This window comes from Algoriphagus sp. NF, from assembly GCF_028823735.1.
Taxonomy (GTDB): Bacteria; Bacteroidota; Bacteroidia; order Cytophagales; family Cyclobacteriaceae; genus Algoriphagus; species Algoriphagus marincola.
This window is the reverse complement of the sequence record NZ_JAPEIB010000027.1, coordinates 19,226-36,498: the sequence shown is the minus strand read 5'-3', so window position 1 is coordinate 36,498 and position 17,273 is coordinate 19,226. Positions and strand designations below refer to the sequence as shown.

Annotated in this window: 18 protein-coding genes; 5 read left to right on the top strand and 13 right to left on the bottom strand. The window is 42.2% G+C overall.

Annotated features, from left to right (window positions below; genetic code table 11):
• Positions 1–6 precede the first annotated feature (6 nt).
• The 5 genes from OU792_RS13145 to pyrF all read right to left on the bottom strand — a co-directional run bounded on the left by OU792_RS13145 (position 7) and on the right by pyrF (position 5,012).
• A complete protein-coding gene (locus OU792_RS13145; protein WP_134201493.1) occupies positions 7–870 on the bottom strand; it encodes a nucleoside phosphorylase in 864 nt (287 codons plus the stop codon).
• Entirely contained in the window at positions 842–1,846 is a 1,005-nt protein-coding gene (gene trhO, locus OU792_RS13140) for an oxygen-dependent tRNA uridine(34) hydroxylase TrhO (RefSeq protein ID WP_134201492.1), read from the bottom strand. Before trhO ends, OU792_RS13145 begins: the two co-directional genes overlap by 29 nt.
• 156 nt (positions 1,847–2,002) lie before the next feature.
• A complete protein-coding gene (locus OU792_RS13135) occupies positions 2,003–2,638 on the bottom strand; it encodes an acetyltransferase (protein ID WP_134201491.1) in 636 nt (211 codons plus the stop codon).
• A gap of 54 nt (positions 2,639–2,692) precedes the next feature.
• A complete protein-coding gene (locus OU792_RS13130) occupies positions 2,693–3,988 on the bottom strand; it encodes a DUF2851 family protein (protein WP_274670411.1) in 1,296 nt (431 codons plus the stop codon).
• Positions 3,989–4,196: 208 nt separating this feature from the next.
• Entirely contained in the window at positions 4,197–5,012 is an 816-nt protein-coding gene (gene pyrF / locus OU792_RS13125) for an orotidine-5'-phosphate decarboxylase (protein WP_134201489.1), read from the bottom strand.
• Positions 5,013–5,238: 226 nt separating this feature from the next.
• Here pyrF and OU792_RS13120 point away from each other — a divergent pair, with 226 nt between their 5' ends.
• Together OU792_RS13120 and OU792_RS13115 are read left to right on the top strand one after the other, a co-directional pair.
• Positions 5,239–5,463 carry a hypothetical protein gene (locus OU792_RS13120; RefSeq protein ID WP_026948032.1) on the top strand — a complete coding sequence of 75 codons (225 nt, stop codon included), beginning with the start codon at positions 5,239–5,241 and terminating at the stop codon, positions 5,461–5,463.
• A gap of 50 nt (positions 5,464–5,513) precedes the next feature.
• Entirely contained in the window at positions 5,514–6,680 is a 1,167-nt protein-coding gene (locus tag OU792_RS13115) for a hypothetical protein (RefSeq protein WP_134201488.1), read from the top strand.
• A 13-nt stretch (positions 6,681–6,693) separates the two neighbouring features.
• Here the strand turns inward: OU792_RS13115 and OU792_RS13110 are convergent, their stop codons facing one another.
• The 3 genes from OU792_RS13110 to OU792_RS13100 all read right to left on the bottom strand — a co-directional run bounded on the left by OU792_RS13110 (position 6,694) and on the right by OU792_RS13100 (position 9,944).
• Positions 6,694–7,869, bottom strand: coding sequence for an ATP-binding protein (locus OU792_RS13110; protein ID WP_134201487.1), 1,176 nt, complete (start codon positions 7,867–7,869; stop codon positions 6,694–6,696).
• Between the two features lie 77 nt (positions 7,870–7,946).
• Complete coding sequence (locus tag OU792_RS13105) at positions 7,947–8,813, bottom strand: lysylphosphatidylglycerol synthase transmembrane domain-containing protein (RefSeq protein ID WP_166669391.1); 867 nt, start codon at positions 8,811–8,813, stop codon at positions 7,947–7,949.
• An 84-nt stretch (positions 8,814–8,897) separates the two neighbouring features.
• Positions 8,898–9,944, bottom strand: coding sequence for a glycosyltransferase family 2 protein (locus OU792_RS13100; RefSeq protein ID WP_134201486.1), 1,047 nt, complete (start codon positions 9,942–9,944; stop codon positions 8,898–8,900).
• Between the two features lie 118 nt (positions 9,945–10,062).
• On the opposite strand from OU792_RS13100, the gene OU792_RS13095 reads away from it, so the two are divergent.
• Positions 10,063–11,721: an ArnT family glycosyltransferase gene (locus tag OU792_RS13095; protein WP_274670410.1), complete on the top strand. Its 1,659-nt coding sequence runs from the start codon at positions 10,063–10,065 to the stop codon at positions 11,719–11,721.
• 46 nt (positions 11,722–11,767) lie between these two features.
• Here OU792_RS13095 and hpf read toward each other — a convergent pair whose 3' ends face one another.
• The 3 genes from hpf to rpsU all read right to left on the bottom strand — a co-directional run bounded on the left by hpf (position 11,768) and on the right by rpsU (position 13,339).
• Entirely contained in the window at positions 11,768–12,073 is a 306-nt protein-coding gene (hpf, locus tag OU792_RS13090) for a ribosome hibernation-promoting factor, HPF/YfiA family (RefSeq protein ID WP_024284692.1), read from the bottom strand.
• A gap of 34 nt (positions 12,074–12,107) precedes the next feature.
• On the bottom strand, positions 12,108–12,992 hold the full coding sequence (locus OU792_RS13085; RefSeq protein ID WP_274670409.1) for a tyrosine-type recombinase/integrase: 885 nt from the start codon (positions 12,990–12,992) through the stop codon (positions 12,108–12,110).
• 152 nt (positions 12,993–13,144) lie between these two features.
• Entirely contained in the window at positions 13,145–13,339 is a 195-nt protein-coding gene (gene rpsU, locus OU792_RS13080) for a 30S ribosomal protein S21 (protein WP_024284690.1), read from the bottom strand.
• A 294-nt stretch (positions 13,340–13,633) separates the two neighbouring features.
• On the opposite strand from rpsU, the gene OU792_RS13075 reads away from it, so the two are divergent.
• On the top strand, positions 13,634–13,852 hold the full coding sequence (locus OU792_RS13075; protein ID WP_274670408.1) for a hypothetical protein: 219 nt from the start codon (positions 13,634–13,636) through the stop codon (positions 13,850–13,852).
• 12 nt (positions 13,853–13,864) lie between these two features.
• Positions 13,865–14,986 carry a hypothetical protein gene (locus OU792_RS13070; protein WP_134201482.1) on the top strand — a complete coding sequence of 374 codons (1,122 nt, stop codon included), beginning with the start codon at positions 13,865–13,867 and terminating at the stop codon, positions 14,984–14,986.
• 106 nt (positions 14,987–15,092) lie between these two features.
• On the opposite strand, the gene atpC is transcribed toward OU792_RS13070, so the two are convergent.
• Together atpC and atpD are read right to left on the bottom strand one after the other, a co-directional pair.
• The gene (gene atpC / locus OU792_RS13065) at positions 15,093–15,338 is read right to left on the bottom strand and encodes an ATP synthase F1 subunit epsilon (protein ID WP_274670407.1); all 246 of its coding nucleotides are present in this window, start codon (positions 15,336–15,338) and stop codon (positions 15,093–15,095) included.
• A gap of 83 nt (positions 15,339–15,421) precedes the next feature.
• Positions 15,422–16,924 carry a F0F1 ATP synthase subunit beta gene (gene atpD, locus OU792_RS13060; protein WP_024284686.1) on the bottom strand — a complete coding sequence of 501 codons (1,503 nt, stop codon included), beginning with the start codon at positions 16,922–16,924 and terminating at the stop codon, positions 15,422–15,424.
• Between the last annotated feature and the right edge of the window lie 349 nt (positions 16,925–17,273).

Below are 17,273 nucleotides of genomic sequence, written 5' to 3'. Positions count from 1 at the left end.
CACTTTTTAAGCAACGAATAATTCTAAGGCTGTGTGGATCAACGTATCCACGGTTTTTGCAGCGTTTTTATCAAATTCATTTTTGGGACGATTCGCTACGATAGCATTCAGGCTTAGCATCTCATGTCCAAGAAGTCTTCCCATGGCATAATAGCCCGCCGTTTCCATTTCAAAATTGGTTAAGCGCTTACCCTTTGATTCGATAGATGACAAGCTTGAAATCATATCTTCAAATCGAGGTTTTAATCGAACTTCCCTTCCCTGGGGAGCATAAAATCCGGGACAAGTCAGCGTGACACCTCTAAAAAATCGTTTATCGAGCTTACCAAGCAAATCTGATGAAGCCGATGCCTGATAAGGCAAAAAACCAAGCCCCAACTCCTGTCTAATCAGCTCTGCTATGGATTGATCATCAGCTAAAGATGGGTAAAACTGCATCAGGGTATCCATTCCTATCCCTATTTCAGAGGCTAGAAGACTTCCTACCGGGATATCCGCCTGCATACTACCTGATGTTCCTAAACGGACGATTTTCAAAGCAGTCTTTTCATCCTTGACTATTCGATTATCAAGGTCTACATTGACTAAAGCATCCAATTCTGTCATGAGAATTTCGATATTATCTGTACCCATTCCTGTACTCATGACTGTCACCCGCTGCCCCCGGAGATAACCCGTATGCGTCACAAATTCGCGCTTTTGCTTTTTGATTTCTATCCGGTCAAAATACTGGGAAACCTGAGCAACCCGATCCGGATCGCCCACTGTAAAAACAAGTGAAGCCAGGTCTTCTGGCTTCAAATGCAAATGATAAATACTTCCATCCGGATTGATAATCAACTCAGATGCAGGAATCCTGTGTTTCTCCATGTAGTTTTAAGATCTGATCCTTATTTGGCTTTCGGTGAAGTCCTTTGTAAGGATTGTAACCGTTGGTATTTTTTTGATAGTATCCTGTACCATCATAGGGACGCTTCTCGGGATGCTCTTTGCACTCAGGAGAGCAAGCACCTTCCAATTCCCATCCGCATGATTCACAGATAGGCACATGGATATTGCAGACCGAGTTGGCACAATTGACCATGCGGTCGGAGGGAGTACCACAGACATGACACTTGGATACGATGGTCGGATTCACTTTGTTGACATCTACAGCGATCCGATTGTCAAAGACATAGCATTTACCTTCGAAATCCTCTCCGCCAGCTTCCATTCCGTATTTGATAATGCCACCATGAAGCTGGTAGACATCTTCAAAACCCTGCTCCAAAAGAAATGCGGATGCCTTTTCACACTTGATTCCTCCAGTGCAATAGGTCAGGACTTTCTTGTTTTTCAAATGCTCCAGTTCCTTCACTTTTTCTGGGAAATCCCTGAAATTGTCAATATCCAAAGTGAGTGCATTTTTGAAGTGCCCTAACTCATGCTCGTAGTTTGAGCGGACATCCAAAATGACCACGTCTTCCTGATCTTTGAGCTTTTTAAACTCTTCCGGCTCCAAATGCTTACCGGTTCGGACATTGGGATCCAAATGTCGAAGGGAAGAGTGCACAATCTCCGGCTTATACCTTACGTGGATTTTGGCAAAAGCATGCTTATCATGATTATCTATCTTGAACTCAGTCTTGGCAAATCGAGGATCGGCATGGACATAAGCCATGTACTTTTCACAATCCTCTTTCAGCCCGGAGACCGTTCCGTTCAATCCCTCATCTGAAATGATGATTCGACCCCGGATGTTGTTTTCCACGCAAAATAGGTGGTGCTGCTCCCTGTACTCTTCGGGGTTTTCGATTTTTGCATAGCAATAGTACAGGAGAATTTGGTATTCGTTGTTTTGTTCCATAACTGAAGCCCTGTTTCGGCAGGGTGTTTGGTTTTTGTTTGATGTCCGATGCCGGATGTCCAATCATTCACTTCATTGTTCAGTATTCGACATTCAGCATTCGATTTTTATTTCCTCTTAAATTTCCTCGACAAGGGAAATGGCCTAGGTCCTTTCTTACTTAATTTTTGCTGCTGGATTTCCAAAGACCGTCTCATTGGCTCCTACTGAGCTAATTACAACCGAACCGGCTCCAATTCGGGCATTTTTTCCAATTGTCACACCTGATACAATGGTTGCGCCAGAACCGATAAAGGCACCTTCTTCGATCGTTACCTCCGAATTGATAATGCTTCCTGCACCTACTTGTACGTAGTCACCCATCTTCACATGATGATCTATGATCGCTCCGGTTTGCAAAATACAATGCTGGCCGATTTCAGTACCAGTTCCTAAAGTAACGCGAGCATTGATGAAATTACCATGGCCAATCGCGGCATCACTGGAAATAAATGCTGTGCTATGAATCGCATTGACCGGCTGTACCTTGCGTCGCTCATTCAAAAGCTCCACAATAAACTTCCGGTACTTGGCATCGTCGACCGCGACAAAAGCCTCGGTTTTCTTTCCAATCAGTTTCAGAAACCCATCATCTTCCGGATGTCCCAAGACAGGAACGGTATTGATTTCAGAGCCATGCAACTTTTCATCCTCCTCGAGAAAGCCATAGACCACCGCTTCATTGCTATTGAAAATCTCCAAAGCTGGCTGAGCTATCCCTTTTGCTCCAAATATGATGATTGGTTTATCCATTTTTCTTGATTTTGGATTGCAAAAGTACAGCAATTCATCACGACCGCCAAAAAATCAGCCCTTTGTCGACTTGATCAAACTTTGGGCGATTTTGCATTGGAGGCATTTCTTAGGCGAACAATAGGTCCGGAAAAGTCCTATCATCCCTTGGGAATCGAAGGCATTACTCGCTTTCCAGTCAGCTGACTCAAACTTTCGAATGATAAAATTCCGCTCAGCAGGTATCTCTTGAAGGAGATCAAAACATCGCTCTTGCCAGTCTGGATTTTGGAAATAGCGACCATAAGCAAACCACAGCGGCATCACAAAATTGATCGTAAGCAGCTGCAAAACTGTGCCTGAGATGCCTCTAGAGGCCATTTTTTCGGAAGACTTCCCAAAGGTGTAATGATATAACCAATAGTCTGAAGTCTGGACTTGCAGTAGTTTTTTGAAGGAAGCAAAGTCACGGGAATCTTCCATCACAGCCTGAAGTAAATTGGGAGCTTTGGCTAAGATTGCTGCGAGTTGGGCGATTCGGAGAGTAGGGAAATTACTGGGCCGCACCCCCATGAAGTTCCAGTGCTGCCGGAGCAGCTGACCTTCCCAACCGAACTTTTTCTGATAAAAATCATACTCCCGAATCAGGTGCTGCACGTAGGGTTCTTCCGTTTTTTCAGGCAATAGTCCCGCCAAACCAAAAAGCATGGCTTCCACTGCTGACAATTGGTTTCTGTGCTTTTGAAGTGTCTTATAGGGTAATAAGCCCGCCAATTGCGACATGGGCTCTGCGTTGGTTTTGAATCCAAAGCATTGAAACAACCAACGATAGGCTGTCTCTTCCCAGTCTCCTTTGGTTTGATCCAGAATTTGTAAAATCTGTTCTGATTTTTGATGCAAGCGTTCTACCAGAGCCTTTTCCAAAGCTGAAAATCGGATGATTTCGGGCACTTGGGATAAAGCATGTCCGCATGGCAAATCCTGATCATAATGCAGCAACTGCTCGTAATTCCGCCAGATTTCCAGAAAGATCCTTCCGTCGAGTTCCAAGGTTGGTATCGATGTGCCGTCTTTTCGTAGTGCAGGCTTATCATCTTTCCAGACCACATGGAGGATAACCGAATTGTAGGCTGAATCTCCATCATGTGCATGCTGCTTCCACTCTGAAGCCAATCGATGGACCTCCACGTGCCCATGGAATGTCACACCGTCTAATACTACCGTGGCATCTTTAAAATCCGGCCCTTCTCCTAGATTGTGAATTCCTACGTTCAGAATTTGGACCGATTGTCCATCTGTGGTTTGGAGGCCTTTCCGGTCAAAGTATTGATACTTCCAGACGAGTTGTAAAAAATCTTCTTTAAAATTCATAAGCCTGAGGGCTAAAAGCTTTTGAAAATAAATATTTCAAACTAAAGACGCAAATATTCCTTTTAGAAAGTGCTTATGCTGCTGTGAGTGTCCGCACTCACAGCTAGTCAAAATGATCAAGATAAGACCACAAAGCATCTATTTCAGCCTTTTAAAAAACGTGAGTAATGACACTCACGTTGGCAAGGAATTTTTGGGACCGGCAAATTTATAGGTACTGCTCTAACAAACTCTTCATTTCTACATGAAGCTTTTTTGCTTCCCTTCGTGCTGCTTGCGCAAAGTCCTTTTCAACGGAAGCGTAGATAATTCCCCGACTGGAATTGACCAAAAGTCCACAGGAGGAATTCATTCCGTATTTGGCAACTTCAGAAAGACTTCCACCTTGAGCACCTACGCCCGGTACCAGAAAGAAATGCTCGGGTGCTGATTTGCGGACCTCGCCAATCAGCTCGCCACGAGTTGCCCCGACCACAAACATGAGGTTTTCCGGGCTTCCCCAATCCTGGCTTTTTTCTAAGACGGATTGATAAAGTGGCTTTCCAGCCATGTCTTCGATCAACTGAAAATCCATCGAACCGGCATTGGAAGTCAAGGCGAGCAAGATTACCCACTTATTATCAAACTCCAGAAATGGCGAAACTGAGTCTTTTCCCATGTAAGGTGCTACTGTGACAGAGTCAAAATCCATGGACTCAAAAAAGGCCTTAGCATAAAGTTTTGATGTATTCCCGATATCCCCACGCTTGGCGTCAGCAATGGTAAAAATATCATCTGGGATCAATTCTTCTACCCTGGCTAGCGTATCCCAACCCTTTGCCCCTAGCGCTTCAAAGAAGGCAATATTTGGCTTGTAAGCCACTGCAAAATCAGCTGTCTCCTCAATAATTGCTTGGCAAAAACTAAAAATCGGATCAGGCTCAGCAAGTAAATGACGAGGAATCTTCTCCAAATCCGGATCAAGACCTACACAGAGAAAGGAAGATTTTTGCTGGATTTGGGCGAATAATTCGGATCGGGTCATGGTGCTATTTAGGATTTGGACAAAAGTAAGGAATCCGAGCGAGTTCGAAAACCCCCGAAAAATACCCACTTTTGGGTATTGACTTTTAAAAAAACAGTTTTTATAGAACTAATTTTTGGATAATAATAATAATAATAATAATATGTTGTGTTGTCTTTAGTTGTCAGGAAGGTCCTGAGGATGAGAGATAACCTTGGCCAGGGTGTTACATTTAAACTGAAACATCATGAAAAAAACAATTTTAATTTTCGGTCTTGCATTGGTTGGCTCAATCCCCATTTCCAATGGACAATCTTGTAACGTAACTCCCATAGCAGGGAAAACTTATGTTGCAGGGTTTTGTATAGAATTAATCAATCAATGTATTCAGCTACCTGCACCTCCTCCAGGCGAGGAAGGACTGCCTGGAGACTGCTTCGTTGAAGTGGAAACACCATCTATAGGTGGATAATTAATTGTAATTGTTCCTCCCTGTTCTTGGGAGGAACTTACCTATTAAATATGAAATTCAAATCACTTAGTCTCTTTCTTTATTTCGTATTAGCTGCTAGTATTCTTTCGTGTCAAACAGATAAATCCAATGAAAGCAAGCTTGCCGAGTCAGAAAAATTACAAATACGCCTTGAAAAGACGATTTCATTAGATATTTCCGGCGGGTTCCCTAAGCTGCAAGGAAACCCGATTTTTTTTTCTGACGAGAATGGGTCCTACTTCTATATTCAGACCAATGATGGAATAGGCACATTTGATCTTAGCAAGGGAGGATTACCTGTATCTAATCTTAAATTAGAGGAACTAGAAGATTATAGAGGAGATAGAACAACTGGTCAAAACAGCTTTATTCCTTACGAGAAAAACAGCTTTCTCTATTTTGACAAAAAGGCAAGAGAAATTTCAATTTTCGAAGAGGGAAAATTTACCAAGAGCCAAAAGCTAGCTCGAATTGCAATGGAAAGCCCGAATCCCCTTATAGGTGTTCTCCGCTTTGCTTTGAAAACAGACAAAATCGTATCCGCACTCAATATGCTCGAGCTATATGGAAAGCCTCCTTTCGAATATTCTAAATCGGAAAACACGATTGGTGTATTTTCAAAAAATCTAGATGAATTCCAATCAGCTCTTCCTTTACCCGAAGAATATTTGGGAAAGAAAGTTAATGCCTATGACTTATTGATTTCGATGGACTTTGACCCAAGAGCAGGTGAGTACATCCTGAATTTTCCAATTTTGGATGACTTAATCATTACAAAAGATTTTGAGAATTATCGAAAACTAAATGCTAGCCCAAAAGAGAACTTTGTGAGCTTAACCAATCGATCTGGGATAAACTTTGGAGAATGGAAAAAGGAATACTATACAGAAAACAGTTTCTTTACAACTTATTTTGATCCTTTTAGAGATCTTTATATTCGGCATTATCGGGAAGGGTTGTCAGAGGAAGATTATGAATCTTTGGCTGCAAACTCCTATAAAATGTTTGACCCAAAGAATAAAAACTTTCTTTTGTTTATCGACAAGAACGGGCAGCATTTGCATAAAATGGATGTTTCGGAATACAATCATTTGTATATTCATTTTGGAAAAGAAGGAATGTATATCTTAAATGATACTGAATTAGAAAATGAAGATTCGCTTACCTTTAGCCTTTTTACTATTGAAAAGATTTAGTTAATTCTTTTTGTCAAGTCTTTGACTTCACTTTTTTCAAAAATTCAGACAACCCTACAGCAAAAGTTCCCTCTGAAATAGGAAACGAGTCTTGGCCTGCATAGATAAAAAACCTATGGGTAGCCTTAATATCCGCAGCTGCTGTAGAAAAGCCTTTGGATAATTTCGGGCTTAGCGTTCGCTTGATTTCAATAGCCCAAAGCTCACTACCTAGCTGAATGACCAAGTCCAACTCCGCTCCTGCTGATGTACGATAGAAACCATAGTCCGCATTTTTGGGCAAAACGGATAGAATATGCTCAATCACAAAACCCTCCCAACTAAAACCCAGTACCGGATGGCCGAGCAGGCTATCTAAGGTATTGATTTGAAGAAGTGTATGGGTAATGCCTGAATCCCGTATATACACTTTTGGAGTTTTCACCAAGCGCTTTCGCACATTTGCAGTCCAAGGACGCAAGGACCTGACTAATAGTAGATCTTCTAAAAGCTCCACATAGGACTTGACCGTGGGCGAACTGAGATCTAGACTTGCCCCAAACTTAGAGAAGTTGATCAGCTGTCCCTGCTCATGTGCGAGCATGGTCCAGAGCCTTCTCAGACGATTGGTAGGAACAAACCGGGCAATCTGAGGAATATCTCTTTCCAGATAAGTAGTGATGAAATTTTGTCTCCAAGTCATACTGGACTTGTCCGAACTCGCCAAAAACGAGTCAGGAAACCCTCCCCGAAGCCAGAGCTTTTCTAAATTACCTTCATCACTTCCCACTTCTAAGATGGAGAAGCCAGCTAACTCTTCATATGCTATTCGTCCTGCTAGGCTCTCAGATGATTGTCGAATCAGCTCGAGAGAAGCCGATCCTAGAATCAGGAATTGGCAAGAGCGCAAGCCCTCTTTTCTATTTCGATCAATAACTCCTCTCAAAACTTGGAATAGATCCGGCATACGCTGAATTTCATCTAGGATGATGAGTTTGCCATCATTCAACTCAAAGTATTGCTCTGGTTCTGCCAGTTTGGCTCGGTCACTTGGACTTTCCAGGTCAAGGTAAATGGACTCCTGACCAAAGTTTTCAGCCAAAGCTTGTGCAAGCGTAGTCTTTCCCACTTGGCGCGATCCTAAGATGGCAATGGCCGGGAAATCCGGCATTAATTCTTCGAGTCTTTGGTAAAGCAATCGTTTTATCATCCTTGCAAATTTAAAATATGATTTTAAATTTGCAAGGATGATAAATTTATATCTATATAAATATCAATTATTTATGATTATTCTCCCAAATCCATCTTCACGAAAGCCCCCACCAAAGAAACCCCGGCCGTAATCAGAAAAAAGATCAGACTGAAAGCCACTGCTGTGGCCTCCTCGATTCCTGCATACTGATGGGCATAGACAAAGACCAATTCACGGGCTCCTACACCCCCAATCGTCAGCGGAAGAACCGCCACGATGGAAGAAAGCAAAAAGACCAATTGGTAAGCCAGAATCTTCTCATCGATCCCCAAAGCCATCAAAATAAACCAAGCACAAATCAACTGGGTGATTTGTCCTGCAAAGGACCATAGATTAGCTGACCAAAAAGAAGGAAGAAAATCCTTGAATCCCAGCTTCTGCACCAACCAAAACACTGGAATAGTCAAAATCAATCCTGCGATCATCAGGCCATTCCAGAGCCCACTTTCCAAAAAATCCAATTTCACATCAACAAGCAGAAAGAACCCAAAAAGTAAAAAAACAATGGCTACCAAGCCTCCCAATCGATCCAAGAGCGCGGCCTGCACGAGCTTTTTGATAGATACCTGATAGTGCTTATTCAGTAAATAAACCTTATATCCATCCCCTCCGATTCCTCCCGGCAGAAATAAATTGTAAAACATCCCGATCAGGTACAAGCGGAAGTTTAACTTTTCCGAGAGATACAAACCGATATTCTTGAAATACTGATTCAACCGAACAGCTGTGGCAACCTTACTTAAGACGAATAACAAAAGGGCGGGAATCAACCAAGGCCATTGAAGGGTCTTGAGAATCTCAAAAAGTTGCTGCGTGTCAATCTTTCGAAAAACCAGATACAAAGCCAATCCGGTGAGGATGAGTTTGAGGAGTGTTTTCAGCTGGTTTTTGTATTGTTGCAACGTATATTGGATTATTTCGTCACTGCGAACCCCGAAGGGTGAAGCCCGCCTACCGGAGGACAAGTAGTCTCATTGGTTTTCTTTTTACAAAAAAGATTGCTTCGTCGTACCTCCTCGCAATGACGCTCTTCTATAATCATCTATTTTTCCAGAAGCAGGATCAAAAAGTTCTTCACCTTTCACTTCCTGCTTTTTCCCTTCAAAAACCGACCTCACCGTGTAGGTCTTCTTATCCTGGGATTCGAAATAGGTTCTTACAATAATCTCCGCGATGATCCCAGTCGTGATCAACTGAATTCCCCCCAAAATCAGAATAAAACCCAAAATCATGATCGGTCTGCCCCAGATATCCTCACCCAGTAGTTTCAACACCAAGAGATAAAAACTTATCATGGATCCAACCAAAAAGGACAAAAGGCCAATTCCTCCGAAAAGATGAATCGGGCGTTGAAGGTATTTTTGGAAAAAGAGCATCAGAATCAGATCTGACAATACCTTGAAAGTCCGACTCAATCCATATTTGGATGTTCCATGGATTCGTGGATGATGCTTGACGTCCATTTCCGTCATTCGAGCTCCCTGCTCCTTTGCTAGGACAGGAATGAAGCGGTGAAGCTCTCCATACAATCCCATATTTTGAGCGATCTCTGCCTTGTAAACGCGGAGTGTACAGCCGTAGTCACTCAGGTAAACCTTGGTAGAATTCCGGATGATCCAGTTGGCGATTTTGGATGGAATCTTTCTTAGGACAAATCCGTCCTTACGCTTGGCGCGAACTCCGGCCACTACATCCCAGTCCTCATCGATAGCTTTTTGGAGCATTGCAGGGATATCCGTCGGGTCATTCTGAAGATCCCCATCCATGGTGACAATGTACTCACCCTTGGCATGATCAATTCCTGCTGCCAAAGCTGTAGTTTGCCCAAAATTCCGGTTGAAGATGATCAGCTTGGTCCGTTCATTGGCATACTTTTTCACCTCCGAGATAGTCCCATCTGTAGAGCCATCCTCGACAAGGATCAATTCGTAATCCAAGTCTTGAAGTGCTCGGTAGCATTGGTCAAGAAGGGGTTGAATATTTTCTTCTTCATTGTAGACCGTCACGACTACGGACAAAAGTGGCTGGCTCATAGGATAAAATTTGGTCAAAAATACTCCAAAAAGCCTGCCTTGACAAAAAAGCCTTGTCCCAATTCCAATATCCAAAGAAAATTCTGAAACTGCTACGTTTGAAAACTTATCTTTGCGCATGCTTTTGTCCTCTTCCAGCGAGCTAAAAATCAACCCATGGATCCTGATGGTAGCCTATTGCCTGTTGATAGGTCCCTTTGTCCTGAATTTTCACATGCATTACCCAGATGAGATTTACTATCGGGATGCTGCGGTCAAAATGCTTCAAAACGGGGACTATCTGACGACCTATCTGGGAAGTGGAGAACTCCGATTCAAGAAGCCCATTCTTACTTATTGGGCGGTTTTTGCCGGGTTCAAGCTATTTGGGGTAAATGAGTTTGGATCTAGAATATTCTTCTTACTTGCCGGTGCAGGGACCGTGGGACTCACTTTCCTACTCTCAAAAATTCTTTTTGCTGACAGAAAGATCGCTGGACTCTCGGCCTTGATTATGGTTGCTAACCCGGTGTTGATTCTTTCCTCAGGACGATCGATTCCTGATGTATTGCTGGTTTTGACTATGACTTTGAGTGCTGTTGGCTTTGTAGGCTTACTTCGTGATGGGGAAAAAGCTCATTCAAAATTCATTTGGGCGATGTATTTGGGATTGGCTTTGGCCTTTGAGGTGAAAGGACTTCCTGCGGCCGCTTTAGGATTTCTTGGGATTCTCGTACTGCTATTCAATCCCTGGAACCGAGTATCATTGAAAAAGCTATTCCACCTGCCTGCTCTCCTACTAAGCATGGCGATCGCGCTTTTTTGGTTTGTCGCCATGTGGAAAATCCACGGCCCTACCTATCTGGACAGTTTCTTGGAGGACCAAGTAGGGATCCGCGTTGCTTCCCGCTTTCTCTTGATTTTACAAAATGGACTTTTAGCACTCCTGCTACTCCTGGTAATGTTTATTCCTTGGATCCTACTTATCGCTCCTAAGTTTAGACAAACAATCAAAAAGGCTTGGAAAGAAAACCCTCAGTTTTTCCTGTTTGCAATTGTGTGGGGCTTGGCGATTTTGGGAATGGGTGCTCTGACCAGTAAATTTTATGAAAGATACTTGCTTCCAGTAGCCCCAGTATTGGCTGTTTGGATTGCTTGGATTGGAATCAAAAGCGGGGTTTTGGAAAGAATAAAGTCGCTAAAGGTGGCTTCTGTATTTTTCTTGTTCATGATTTTAGTTTTGACAGGAGTCAGTCTTTGGATCAACTTCGGATTGGTGGGTAATTTTTGGCTTCGGCTTCAAGCAGGTCTTGGTGTTATTTTCTTGATTTATGCCATTTATACAGGCTTGAAAACCCCGGAGAAGCTTCCAAAAATTATTTCTTACACCCTCTTGATGATTTTTTTCCTATTGAGCTCAATCACCTATCATATCTCTCTCCCGCATCAAGGAACTCAAGCTGCAAGCCTAATCCAAGCTGAAAATATTCGAGAGCCAATTGCTTTTTATGGAAACCTCCATGCCGGAAGCAAAATCCGGATGAGTCTAGGCCCAGACTACCAATTGATCGATTTGCCCAGAGATCAGTGGCAAGAAAAAGCAAAAGATTACCAAATCCTTATCCTGGAAGATCGCTTGCTTGAAGAGATGGATTTGACAGTATACGAGGTAAAAACTGCCTCTCGGAATTGGGACTCCAAGGCTATCCCCAATCTACTTTCTCAGATCCACAAGGCTGAGTTTGAGGAATTGCTGGAAGCCAACAGTAAAAAGTATTATTTGCTGCGCAAAAAATAACCCCGGAGGGTGAATCCGGGGTTAGAGTTAAATCTGATTTTTGGGTTTATTGCTTGGCCAAGACTACTTTTTCCTTGTACTTCTTGATCTGTCTTCTCAAGCCTTCCACCGCCTCATCGGCAGCCGCTTCGAAAGAGTCTGTTTGATGCTTTGCAAAAAACTGCTTGCCAGGAACATTCAGTTTAATTTCAACGATTTTATTTTCATTTTTTTCGTTTTTGTCCAATCTCATGAATACTTCCCCGTCAATAATCCGGTCATAATAGGTGTCCAGTTTGTCAGCTTTTCTCTGGATAAAATCAATCAACTTCTGATCAGCATCGAAGTGAATAGAGTGCATTTGCAGTTTCATAGCTTTTAGCATTTTAGGTTGAACAAATGATTAATTATGCTTTAGGATGTGCCTGTTCAAACACAGCCTTCAGTTTTTCCATGGAGTTGTGGGTGTAGACTTGGGTAGCCGCCAAATTGGCATGTCCCAAAAGATCTTTCACCGCATTCAGATCTGCCCCCTTATTGAGCAGGTGTGTCGCAAATGTGTGTCTCAGCACGTGTGGGCTGCGTTTGCTAGTCTGAGCAAAGCGATCAAGATACTGCCGAACCGTGCGATAGACCATCATGGGATAGCTTTGTTTACCTGAATTTGTTATGATAAAATAGGGATTTTGGCCCAAATCCGGAAACCTTTCCTCAAATACTTTTCGGTAAGAAATAATATTCTGAATAAGGCCTTTAGAAAGCGGGATGACCCGTTCTTTCTTTCGTTTTCCGAGAACTCGGACTTGCATTTGCGGTAAATCCAAATCTGTCCATCGAAGGCCGATCAACTCAGATAATCTCACTCCGGTCAAGTACAGAAATTCCAAAATCATCTTGTCCCGCTGACCTTCAAATCCTGGCTCGTAAACGTCCGATTCTAAAACGTCCTGAATGCTGGATTCCTGTACAAATTCGGGTAGTTTTTTGGGGTTTTTAAGACTCTTTAAATTATAGGTAGGATCTTGACTGATGCGCTCCTGCCGAAGTAGAAATTTATAGAAAGAACGCAGGGTTGCTAACTTTCGATTGACTGAAGTGGTGCTAAGTCCCTGCTCCACCAAATCAATTATCCATGCCCGAATCTCCGAATGGCCTGCCAAACTCAAATCAGATTGCTCAAAGGAAAGTGAAAGGAATTCCTGAAACTGAAGTAGATCCCGCTCATAGGCCTCCACCGTATGGGCACTGCTACGTTTTTCGTATTGGAGGTAACTGATAAAAGAGTCGATCATCTGGCCTGGAATTGAATTTTAAGATAGCAGAAAAAAAGGAGACTATCTTCTGACAAAAGTCACAAATCGAAAAAGCATATTAGAAAGTGATAACCAAAAAAAACAGCTACCCAATGGATAGCTGTCTCTGTTTTTTATGATAAGGAATACAATTACTTGTTTGCTTCCTCCTGCATCCGCTGTTTGTAAGCAGCTTTGATGACTTGATCTCTTCTTTTGACGGAAGGTTTGGTGAAAGCCTGACGGGCTCTGAGTTCGCGAACCGCACCGGTCTTGTCAAACTTCTTTTTGAAGCGCTTCAGCGCTTTTTCGATGGATTCGTTTTCTTTTACGTTTACTATGATCATGTATATACACCCCCTTTCGTGGGGCAAAAGTAGGGAAATAATTTAAAATTTGAAAGATTTTTAAATTGAGACACAGTAAAAGTATTGGAAATCCCAAAACTATAGAAAAAATCGAGCTTAAATATTCTAACCACTCAAACTAAATTTTTACCCCCCCCATTATTTTCGACCGAGTATCATTTTTATTCAAAATTTTAACTGAATTAGTTTGTTTAACTAACACGTCTTTACTTACTTTTAGATCAAAGCTAGCTTTTTTAATTCTTTCTTTTCACTTCATAAACAATTAAAAAAATGAAGAAAATAATGATTTTAGCCCTCGCCGTACTAGGTATGGTCTTGGGCAGCTTTGCAGTGGTGCAACCCGTGATGGCAAATGATCCATGTACTCATTTTGAAGATGACTATGGGTGCGATGTAGCAGACTGTGGCGATTGTATCGCTTGGTCCTGTGACAATGAAGATCAATGTGCAGATGGTGATTGTAGTCCGACCATGGCTGTTTGCACCTAATTACTTACCAAAATGAAACAGTACTGTCTATTCGGAGCATTCTTTTTCGCTTTTTGGTCTTGTCAATCATCTGCGGAAAGGGATGCTCTTCCTACTTTACTAAACCTTGAAATGGTCGACTCCACTCTAGTCAAGGAAAAGGATTTTTTTATGAATGTACCCGCCAAGGTAGAATTAATCGGGGATAGTTTGTTGGCTGTTTCCTCAAATAGAACTCCCGCTGTAGGAATTATCCGAACAAATGGGGAACAAGTAGGAAACATCGCATCAGGAGATTTCCCCATAGGTGCTTTCATGCCATCATCCTTTGATGTCTCAGAATACCCTATGGTCCACATTATTGACAAAAGAAGCCAATCTGTGCTGAAATTCAATGTGGCCAGCCAAGAGTTTATCGAGAAGATCAGGCTAGATCTTCCAGAAGAAAAAATCATCAGAACAATAGGGGCAGAGTTTAAAAAAACTGAAAATGGCTTTCTGGTAGAACTATACGACCAAAAACATGACGCCTATCTACCTGACTTTTATCGCAATTCGGGTGATCTCCTTTATTTCTTTGACAATAATGGAAAAGTTCAAAAATCTATAATGGAATATCCAGAGGAATATAAAACCATGGAAGGTTCATTGAGCCCGACTAACTACTTAAAAATGAGTGATAATAACCAAACTATCCTGCTTTCCTTTCCTCATAGCAAAAAACTGTTCAGGTATTCAGAAAAGGGAGAAGAGATTGAACAAATAGATCTTCCCCCAAGTCGAATATTTGATTACCAACTGAGGGCTGCCGATCGAATCATTGATTTCAATAGCGTGATGGCGGGAGAAAAGCAAAGTACAAAGACTCCTGACAACCATTATTTTAATTCTATACACGAAGATGAAAAATCGATTTATATTGGGACTTGGATGAAAATCGGAGAAGGGGGAATCGAAAAGACACGATTTACACACCTGATGATTTACAATAAAAAAGAGGAAAAATGGTATGAAACCCAAAATCCGAAAGGCATACTTGACATCGGAATGCTTGCTGGCGTAGTGAGAGATACCTTATATTTCTACGAGGGAAGCATGATGAAATACGATGATAAATACATCAAACGAGCAGTACTAAGACCTGTAGAGGATTAAGCCAAATCGACCTTTTCCAAAGTTTTTACTTTGAAAAAGGTATCCTCAAAAACACAAAAAGTCCAACCCTTGCGAGTTGGACTTTTTTCTATCTAAACATAGCCGCTTAACCGATTATTTTTTCTGCCAAGACAACAATTACATTGTTTTTCACTTCTACCACACCACCATCTACGATCAGCGACTGCTTTCCTTCAGTTGTGGTAAAGGAAACAGTTCCTTTTGCCAAGGCAGAAACAATCGGTGCGTGACTATTCAATACCTGAAATGCACCCGATGCTCCGGGGAAGCTCGCTTCAGATACTTCTCCTTCGAAGACTTTCTTATCCGGTGTGACAATTTCTAACTGCATATCTTTTTCGTTTGATATAAACACGAAAAGTAATCGGAACAGATCTAAATTCTTACTGATTACTTTTCATCATTTGCAAATTCTTATTTGGTCTCAGCAAGCATTTTCTCACCCTTAGCGATTGCATCTTCGATGCTACCTACTAAGTTGAAGGCTGCTTCTGGAAGATGATCTAATTCACCATCCATGATCATGTTGAAGCCTTTGATGGTGTCCTTGATATCTACCAATACACCTTTCAGACCTGTAAACTGCTCAGCTACGTGGAATGGCTGAGAAAGGAAACGCTGAACTCGACGAGCTCTGTGTACGACTTGCTTATCTTCTTCAGAAAGTTCTTCCATACCCAAGATCGCAATGATATCCTGCAATTCTTTGTATCGCTGAAGAATCTCCTTCACACGCTGTGCACATCCGTAGTGCTCTTCTCCCAAAATATCTGGAGAAAGAATTCGCGACGTAGAATCCAAAGGATCCACCGCTGGATAGATACCCAACTCGGCAATCTTTCTTGACAATACCGTAGTAGCATCCAAGTGAGCGAAAGTCGTCGCCGGAGCCGGATCAGTCAAGTCATCCGCAGGTACGTAAACCGCCTGTACGGATGTAATTGAACCGTTCTTGGTAGAGGTAATTCTTTCCTGCATGGCACCCATCTCTGTTGCCAAAGTAGGCTGGTAACCTACCGCAGATGGCATACGACCCAAAAGTGCAGACACCTCGGAACCTGCTTGCGTAAATCGGAAGATGTTGTCGATAAAGAATAGGATATCCTTACCAGCTCCATCACCTTCACCATCACGATAATATTCTGCCAAGGTCAATCCAGTCAAGGCTACTCGGGCTCGTGCACCTGGAGGCTCATTCATCTGACCGAATACGAAGGTTGCTTTAGAATCTTCAAGTTTCTTCAAGTCAACTTTAGAAAGATCCCATCCACCTTCTTCTTCTAAGCTATGTACAAAGTCTTCACCGTAAGTCACGATGCCAGACTCTATCATTTCTCTCAAAAGGTCATTTCCTTCACGGGTTCTTTCACCCACACCGGCAAATACAGATAGACCTGAGTATGCTTTCGCGATGTTATTGATCAATTCCTGAATCAATACTGTCTTACCTACACCGGCACCACCAAACAAACCAATCTTACCACCTTTAGCATAAGGCTCAATCAAGTCGATTACTTTGATACCCGTATAAAGTACCTCGGTAGAAGTAGAAAGATCTTCGAATTTTGGCGCAGATCGGTGAATAGGAAGACGCTTGCCCGCAGGTACCTGAGGAAGACCGTCAATCGCTTCACCTACCACATTGAAAAGACGACCTTTGATCGCTTCTCCGGTAGGAACAGAGATAGGCTGACCCATATCTTTCACTTCCATGCCACGAACCATCCCTTCGGATGAGTCCATCGCGATCGTTCTTACTCGGTCCTCACCTAGGTGCTGCTGTACCTCCATGACGACCACTTGGCCGTTCTCTTTGGTCACTTCCAGCGCGTCTAGGATGTTTGGTAGCTTACCGCCTTCGAAGGAAACGTCCACTACGGGGCCGATTACCTGCGTTATCTTTCCAATATTTGCCATTTGATTTGATGAAATGTAAAAAGGATGTGCTTTTTGAATTCGTGCGCAAAATTAATCAATAAAGACTAATACCAAAGGATATTTGGAAAATTAATCCTTTCAAATTCAAAGACATTTAGAGCCACCGACTTTCGAGCCCCAAATGAAATTTCTTTTTATTTCGGACACATGATATAATAATAGTATCTATTGAATCTCTTACCCTCTTTTCGCTTAGATTTTTTCCTGTAAATGAATGCTTTCATCTAAAAGAAAAACCGATCCACTTGCAATACAGGCAAATGCATAAATAATTTTTGCTTTTCGATAAGGATATTCTATTATTTTTTATTTGGATTGAATCTAATTA